The sequence below is a fragment of the Caloranaerobacter sp. TR13 genome (genome assembly GCF_001316435.1).
Lineage (GTDB): Bacteria > Bacillota > Clostridia > Tissierellales > Thermohalobacteraceae > Caloranaerobacter.
This window is the reverse complement of the sequence record NZ_JXLL01000048.1, coordinates 1-1,211: the sequence shown is the minus strand read 5'-3', so window position 1 is coordinate 1,211 and position 1,211 is coordinate 1. Positions and strand designations below refer to the sequence as shown.

Sequence of the window (1,211 nt, the reverse complement as noted above, 5' to 3'; positions counted from 1 at the left end):
ATTATTCAATAATTTGAGTAACAACACCTGCTCCTACAGTTCTTCCACCTTCACGAATAGCGAATCTTAATCCTTCTTCTAATGCTATTGGTGTGATTAATTCTATTTCAAATCTTGCATTATCTCCAGGCATGCACATTTCTACGCCTTCTTCTAAGTTGATTGTTCCTGTTACGTCTGTTGTTCTGAAATAGAATTGTGGTCTGTATCCGTTGAAGAATGGTGTATGTCTTCCACCTTCTTCTTTTGTTAATACGTATACTTCTGCTTTGAATTTTGTATGTGGTGTGATTGTTCCTGGCTTAGCTAATACTTGACCTCTTTCGATTTCGTCTCTTTGCACACCTCTTAATAATGCTCCTATGTTATCTCCTGCTTGTGCTTCGTCTAACATCTTTCTGAACATCTCTACTCCTGTTACTACTACTGTTCTTGGCTCGTCTGTTAATCCTACTATTTCTACTTGGTCTTGTACTTTTAATGTTCCTCTTTCTACTCTTCCTGTTGCTACTGTTCCACGTCCTGTTATACTAAATACGTCCTCTACTGGCATTAAGAATGGTTTGTCTGTATCTCTTTCTGGTGTTGGTATTGTTTCGTCTACTTTTTCCATTAATTCTATTATCTTGTCTCCCCATTCTCCGTCTGGATCTTCTAATGCTCTTAATGCTGATCCTACTACTACTGGTGTGTTGTCTCCATCAAATTCATATTCACTTAATAATTCTCTTACTTCCATTTCTACTAATTCTATTAATTCTTCGTCATCTACCATATCTGCTTTGTTTAAGAATACTACTATCTTTGGTACTCCTACCTGTCTTGATAGTAAGATGTGCTCTCTTGTTTGTGGCATTGGACCATCTGCTGCTGATACTACTAGGATCGCTCCGTCCATTTGAGCTGCTCCTGTGATCATATTCTTTACGTAGTCAGCGTGTCCTGGACAGTCTACGTGTGCATAGTGTCTGTTTGGTGTTTCGTACTCAACGTGTGCTGTTGATATTGTGATTCCTCTTTCTCTTTCTTCTGGTGCTTTATCTATGTTATCGAATGCTACTGCTTCTCCTGTTCCATATCTTTTGTTTAATACTGTTGTTATTGCTGCTGTTAATGTTGTTTTACCATGGTCTACGTGTCCTATTGTTCCTATGTTTACGTGTGGCTTTGTTCTTTCAAATTTTGCCTTTGCCATTTCTCTTCCTCCTTTA

At 38.2% G+C, this 1,211-nt stretch carries 1 protein-coding gene; it reads right to left on the bottom strand.

Going from position 1 to position 1,211, the window contains the following annotated elements; translation table 11 throughout:
• Window position 1 precedes the first annotated feature (1 nt).
• Window positions 2-1,195: an elongation factor Tu gene (tuf, locus tag TR13x_RS10815; RefSeq protein WP_054871948.1), complete on the bottom strand. Its 1,194-nt coding sequence runs from the start codon at window positions 1,193-1,195 to the stop codon at window positions 2-4.
• Between the last annotated feature and the right edge of the window lie 16 nt (window positions 1,196-1,211).